This window comes from Bacillus cereus group sp. BfR-BA-01524, from assembly GCF_022662595.1.
Classification (GTDB): domain Bacteria; phylum Bacillota; class Bacilli; order Bacillales; family Bacillaceae_G; genus Bacillus_A; species Bacillus_A thuringiensis_S.
In genome coordinates this window covers 39421-45523 of the sequence record NZ_JAKUDW010000043.1, presented here as the reverse complement: position 1 = coordinate 45523, position 6103 = coordinate 39421, and the positions used below count along the sequence as shown (strand labels likewise).

The following is a 6103-nucleotide window of genomic DNA, read 5'->3' as shown; positions in this document are numbered from 1 at the left end:
CGTTTTTGTTCTTCTTGTTGTTTACGAGCTTGTTCATCGGCCTGACGTTTTTCATCTTCTTGCTTACGAGCTTGTTCCTCGGCTAGACGTTTCTCATCTTCTTGTTTACGAGCTTGTTCCTCGGCTAGACGCTTCTCATCTTCTTGCTTTTGAGTTTTTTCATCCGCCTCTTTCTTTTCTAGTTCTTTTTTCTGTTCGCTATTTTTTTGTTCTTCATTGTTAGAGGCAACTTTTGTACTAGTTGCTGTCGTTTTTTCAGAAGAAGGAGCTGAAATACCTAATAGCGCAACAAAAATGACAAATAATACGGCTGTAATAATAAATTGTTTTTTCGCTACACCTGTCTTCTTAATAACAGATAATATTGCAAGTACAAGGAAGAATATAAATAGAATGAAACTTAAAATAGCAAAAAATTCGATGACTGGATGTTCAGATGTTGTTGTACCGGTCACTATTAATATAATTGAAATCATAAAAAGAATAACGGTAGGACGACCATATTGTTTTGCTTTTCCATTTTTCTTAAAGAATGAAATGATACATAAGATTAAAAGAATAAAAGCAATAAAAAATAAAGCTGCACCAATATTACTCAAAACATCCATTTTCATACCTCCATTTGTAAGATTTTCTTTATTGATTATATAGGAACTTATTGGATATTACACGTATTATATAAATTTAGAAAATTAATATTTTTACTAGACCTATAAACATTTATTTTGTATATAAGGAAAAATAGATATATTTCCTATTACTTTTTGAAAGAGATTTCATAAATTATAGTATATCGATTGAAAGGAGGAGATTTGAATGGAATTTCAATTGTTGGTAACTTGTATATTACAAGAAGGTAATGCTTACTTTTTAGTAACGAAGGTAGACGATGTTATTACGTTAAAAGTACCGATTACTGCGGGAGTAGCAGGTTTATTTTTAGCTTTAGGTGTACCAAGATGTTCTTAATTTAAATCTCTATAGTAGAAGAGGAAGGGACATGCCTTTCTTTTCTACTATTACATAATGTAATTATGTAAACTTAAATATCATATTTGTGATAGCACGTTTGAAATGGACATGCATATACTATAATGTTTCATTGGATGTTAGCGGTGAAAGGTAGTTTTAATAAGTGCATCCAGTGATGTTTTTAAGTTATGAAAATAAAAGAGGTGCTATTATATATGAAAAGAAAAACATTGGATATTCCAGTTACATTGCGAAGAGAGTGGTTTTTAATAGAGTTAGCTCATTTAACGAAAAAATATGGAATTGAAATTGCAACTAGCAAAATGGATGCTGCACCGTTTTTAAGAGATCAAGTTACGGAGTCAAAGATAGGGGAAGGGCTACAATACGATAAATATGATGATGAGTATATAATTGAAAATTAAAGGGTAACAACAAAATTAAATTAATTTATAACAAAATATAAAATAAAGCAGATTCTAAATATAGAATCTGCTTTATTATGAAATACTTGTAGTCAACTAGCCTCTTTCTAGTGTTTTTCCTACATATTTCTCTTGCGTTATTCCAAAAGAGTCACGAAGAATGCGAGCATAATCTTTAGATTCTATTGGTCGTTTATTTTTGGTGCCTTTAAAGGTTTCTGTATAATTTTTATTTGTTAATGATATGTGACCATAAGTAGTTAATTTACAAGTGATAGCTCCTTTATTAAAAGGAGATTCTTTATGTTCTACAATCACTTTTTGAATGTTATTCACTTTTTTCTCATCTATTGGATCTAAAGTGAAAGCATAGCCTATTTTCCATGCATTTGAAGGTTCAGATTGTAAGAAACTTGTAGATTCTCCGTTAGCTCCTTTTCTCATTTCTAAAATATGCGTACCTTTTCGAGTATTTCGCTTACGAATTCGATATTCTCCTGTTTGAGAGGAGATGACATCTCCGTTAAAAGGGAGTGGATGTAAAGGGAGATGAGATGCAAAACCTGCATCCACAACATAATCTTTATCCTCATGACTTAATATGATAATGACATGACCATCATCGGGTTTCCATTTATTATCGTACAGATCATAAACAGTACCGGCTACTTTGTATACTTGAAACCCACAATCAATTAAAAAATAATACAATAAGGAGTTTAATTCATAACAAAGTCCACCTCGTTTTTGAATAAGTAACTTTTCTATTAAGTTATCTTTTGAGATATTTTTAATAGTACCAGCCATAATATCAAGATTTTCATAGGGGAGAATCATTCCCATTTTTAATAAGATTTCATCTAAATCATCAAATGTTATTTCTTTTGCAGGAATTTTTAAGCGTTTAAAAAACTCCTTTTGTAATTTGGTCATCATAAAGTATTCTCCTTTCTTTTTACAGAATTTTCTTCTGCTCACCGATAGGTTAGTACTTCTAAAAAGTTAATTCAAGTGCACGGAAATTATCATAATATATGTTTCTGGAAATATAACTATCTATTCGGAAATTTCAGTTTAAATTTTAATCGTAGGAAAGTCTTATAATATAAGCTCCTTTAAAATTAGTTTGTATTTAATGAAAAGAAAATACATATCTTTATTATATTTTTAAATAACTAACTAGTAATAAAATGTTTTTTTACTAAAATTTTTTCAAGATTTGTATGCTTTATATAAACAATAATGATTAAAAAATATCTGTGTGTAGCGAAGTGAACGATTATTGAGAAACTTTTTTGTCGTATTCTATCAAAAGGAAGAGGTAGAAACAAAGAGAATAACGAGAGTTAAGGAAGAGGGTATACAACTAGTAACCTTCTAAAAATAGGGCTAACATCTTTTTAAAATAAAAGATTAGCTATTATTAAGGAAGGGAAAATATAAAATATTATAAAGAACACCTTCTTTCAAAAAAATAGGGGGAGTAATATGCGACTGATGAGAAGATGTGTGGCCTTACTAATTGTATTTTTTATCATGGCTCCAACGATTAGCACAAATGTACAGGCAGAAGTTGTAAAAGAGCTTGGAAAGGGGTTTCCTGATACAGAAGTATTCACACCTGGAGAATGGTTTTTAGGCCAAAAACCTGCTAATTATGATGAGAATAAACCGCCAATTCTCTTTGTACAAGGAAGAAATGGTAATGCGGATAGTTGGTATGGAAAGACAGTATATCATGATATAAATGATATGTATGATTATGCTTTAAAAGCAGGCTATCAAACAGTGTTTATACAATTGTATGATGCTGCTGGGAAAGGTTCGGCTAGTCAGTGGGATAACGGAAAATTGTTAGCACAAAAACTTGAAGAAATATATAATCATTTCGGTAAAAAAGTTAATATTGTAGCACATAGTAAAGGTGGTATTGATACACAAGCCGCATTAGTTGAATATGGTGCGAATCGATTTGTTGGAAATGTTATTACACTTGCTACACCGCATCACGGCTCAAATTTAGCAGATTTATCATATAGTTGGTGGGCAGGGTGGCTTGCTTCTATATTAGGTCAAAAAGATGATGGTACGTATTCGTTACAAATAGGTGAAATGGCAAAGTTTCGTTCAACAATAGATAACAACCCAGCAGCTAAATTAAACCGTTACTATACGGCTACTGGGACTAGCTGGGGGCCAACATTTTCTGCATTATCTATGGGCGGGTTATATTTATCATCGTACGGTTCAAATGATGGACTAGTAAATGAATGGAGTGCGAAGCTATCGTACGGTACACATTTATTTACAGATTCAAGATTTGATCATGACAATATAAGAAAAGGATCAGCTGTTTTTGCACGAATTGAACCATATTTACGTACGACAAATGTGGGGTTACCAGCTTTAGTAGCATCCAGCACTAGTTCAAATGAAAATCTAGAACAATTAAATACAACTTCAAATCAAAATATTTTAGGAGGCGAATTACCACAAAATCAGTGGATAGAGCAAAGTATTTCTGTTGATAAAAAGGCTGAAGGAATAGTTTCTGTACTAACAGCTTCTTCTGATGTAGAAGTACAAATGGTATCTCCAAAAGGAAAAATCTATGCAAACAAAGATAGCGCTATAACTACTGGTGAAGGCGAATCTTTCTTTAATGGGGCGACAATTAGAACATTTAAGTTTGATAAATTGGAAGTAGGCGAATGGAAAATCAAAATGATGGCGAAGCAGTCGAAAGATGCATATTTAGTTGTAAGCGATTACAAGAATGACGCGCCATTTGTTCTTCAAATGCCTACAAAAGTTAAAGTAAATAAACCTGAGTATAAACTGAAAAAATCACCAGTGGCACCTGAAATGAAAGGGAATCTTTCCATAACCGTAAGAGTCGTTAATAAAGATGGTAACTTAGTCTCTGAATTTAATGAATTACAAAATGTTAATACGAATACATTTACAGGTGCTTTGAAAGATATAAAACAACCGGGAGTATATAACGTTACGATGGATATAAAAGGGATGAATAAAGAAGGAAAACCATATAATCGTACGATTGTTAAGTCGGTTTATGTAGAGAAATAAGGAAGAATAAATAAGCATAATATAAAAGTGCAGAAATCTTGTGTTAGAAAGAATTCTGCACTTTTTTTGCGTGATGAGAGATACTAAAAGTCGAAGAAAACTGTTATTCAATAAAAAAAGATGCTGAAATAGCATCTGAATGTGAAGAAATAATATTAACTTAGTTTTGTAACTGTTAATTCGACTGAATTTATACCATTGTCACAAGTTACAATACTTTGACGATTAAAGCCACTATTATTTCTAAGTTGAAGAGTTGAATTAGCTGGCACTGTAACAATCGTTTCGCCAACGAGTTGAAGACATTCGTTATTTGATGAAGTATTCATTTGAATAGCGAAGTCACCTTGACTATTAGCAAGTGGATTGTTATTTAAAAATATAGTTATGACTGGGATATGTGGAAATACAGGATTTAAAGTAGTATTAATACTGGAAATGAACGAAACTCTATAATCACCAGCTTGTCTAAATTGTATAGTAGTAGGGTTTAGTAAGGAAACGCCTCCTGCTAAAGGTCCAACGTGATTAAATGGAAAAGGGTTGCCAAAAGGAACAGTTATAAATTCAGTTTGCCAAAAAGTTCCGTATGCAGGACAGCTTCGTTTATGTGAATGGTCACATGAACATTTTTTATTTGAACTGGAAGAAGATTTGCATGAGCATTTTTTATACGAGTTTGAAGAATGATAGTATGAACCCAATATATTACCTCCTATTCTTAATAAATGTAAAACACATAATAGTTTATGAAAATGAATCACAATTGGCGTGTATGCTTGTACTATAAAAGGAAATAGATTTGAAATATAAAGTGCTCAAATGATGAAATATAGTATTGGGGTATTACCTGTAACACTTTTTGAAGATGATAAGGTTCATAATTTGATAGAAAAATGAATGGGATTTCTAAATGGATTGAAGTAACGAGGAAACGTTTATCCCGCTATTTTCCGGGCAGTAAGACCCTCATCTCAAAGTTTAGCGAAAGCAAAGAAGTTAGGTGGGGGATGAACAAAACCCCCACTCATTAAAGTTTCACTTTACTATATTAATTTCGTCTGACAAACAGTAATATTATCTTTTGCTGAATGGATGTTATCGTTTGGTGAAGTTATGATATTTAATCGTATGTATATTAGATTATTTAGTTTATTTTTTTATTTTATTTGTGTAGCTGGGCAGGAAGAAGTCAGAAAATATAGAATAAATGTACATATGAAGCATCGTTTGTTTTTGGTGTGAATAGTAATTAAAGATACGCTAAAATATTTAAAATTGTAACGAAAGAGAGATTAAATAATAGAGGGAGCAACTTACATGGAAAATATATTAAAGGTATCTTCAAAATCAAGCCCAAATTCAGTCGCGGGTGCAATAGCGGGTGTACTAAGAACAAGTGGTAATGTGGAAATTCAAGCGATTGGGGCTGGAGCTATAAATCAAGCGATTAAAGCAATTGCGATTGCAAGAGGGTTCGTCGCTCCAAGTGGTATTGACTTAGCTTTTGTTCCAGCGTTTCAAGAGATTTCTATCAATAATGAAGAAAGAACAGCGATTAAATTAATTGTAGGCCCTAGAAAGAAAAGGTCTTAGTAGAAGAGAGTGTTACTATA

At 31.9% G+C, this 6103-nt stretch carries 7 protein-coding genes; 4 read left to right on the top strand and 3 right to left on the bottom strand.

What is annotated here, in order from left to right:
• Nucleotides 1-608: cell envelope integrity TolA family protein (locus MR170_RS16780; RefSeq protein WP_242308721.1), on the bottom strand; the 608-nt coding region annotated here is incomplete at its 3' end.
• 208 nt (nt 609-816) lie between these two features.
• Between MR170_RS16780 and exsG the strand changes: the two genes are divergently transcribed.
• Together exsG and MR170_RS16770 are read left to right on the top strand one after the other, a co-directional pair.
• A complete protein-coding gene (exsG, locus tag MR170_RS16775; protein WP_000395679.1) occupies nt 817-969 on the top strand; it encodes an exosporium protein ExsG in 153 nt (50 codons plus the stop codon).
• Between the two features lie 218 nt (nt 970-1187).
• Nucleotides 1188-1397, top strand: coding sequence for a hypothetical protein (locus tag MR170_RS16770; RefSeq protein WP_000824206.1), 210 nt, complete (start codon nt 1188-1190; stop codon nt 1395-1397).
• A gap of 96 nt (nt 1398-1493) precedes the next feature.
• Here MR170_RS16770 and MR170_RS16765 read toward each other — a convergent pair whose 3' ends face one another.
• Nucleotides 1494-2333 (bottom strand): arylamine N-acetyltransferase family protein, encoded by an 840-nt coding sequence (locus tag MR170_RS16765; RefSeq protein ID WP_242308720.1) that lies wholly within the window; start codon nt 2331-2333, stop codon nt 1494-1496.
• A 552-nt stretch (nt 2334-2885) separates the two neighbouring features.
• On the opposite strand from MR170_RS16765, the gene MR170_RS16760 reads away from it, so the two are divergent.
• Entirely contained in the window at nt 2886-4487 is a 1602-nt protein-coding gene (locus MR170_RS16760; protein WP_242308718.1) for an esterase/lipase family protein, read from the top strand.
• Between the two features lie 155 nt (nt 4488-4642).
• On the opposite strand, the gene MR170_RS16755 is transcribed toward MR170_RS16760, so the two are convergent.
• Entirely contained in the window at nt 4643-5191 is a 549-nt protein-coding gene (locus MR170_RS16755) for a hypothetical protein (protein WP_000536156.1), read from the bottom strand.
• A gap of 616 nt (nt 5192-5807) precedes the next feature.
• Here MR170_RS16755 and MR170_RS16750 point away from each other — a divergent pair.
• On the top strand, nt 5808-6083 hold the full coding sequence (locus tag MR170_RS16750) for a stage V sporulation protein S (RefSeq protein WP_000427801.1): 276 nt from the start codon (nt 5808-5810) through the stop codon (nt 6081-6083).
• The last annotated feature ends 20 nt before the right edge of the window (nt 6084-6103 follow it).

Excerpts from the sequence above, each read along its gene's own strand:
- exsG (WP_000395679.1), top strand. The coding sequence starts at position 817 with ATGGAATTTCAATTGTTGGTAACTTGTATATTACAAGAAGGTAATGCT.
- MR170_RS16770 (WP_000824206.1), top strand. The coding sequence starts at position 1,188 with ATGAAAAGAAAAACATTGGATATTCCAGTTACATTGCGAAGAGAGTGG.
- MR170_RS16765 (WP_242308720.1), bottom strand. The coding sequence starts at position 2,333 with ATGATGACCAAATTACAAAAGGAGTTTTTTAAACGCTTAAAAATTCCT.
- MR170_RS16760 (WP_242308718.1), top strand. The coding sequence starts at position 2,886 with ATGCGACTGATGAGAAGATGTGTGGCCTTACTAATTGTATTTTTTATC.
- MR170_RS16750 (WP_000427801.1), top strand. The coding sequence starts at position 5,808 with ATGGAAAATATATTAAAGGTATCTTCAAAATCAAGCCCAAATTCAGTC.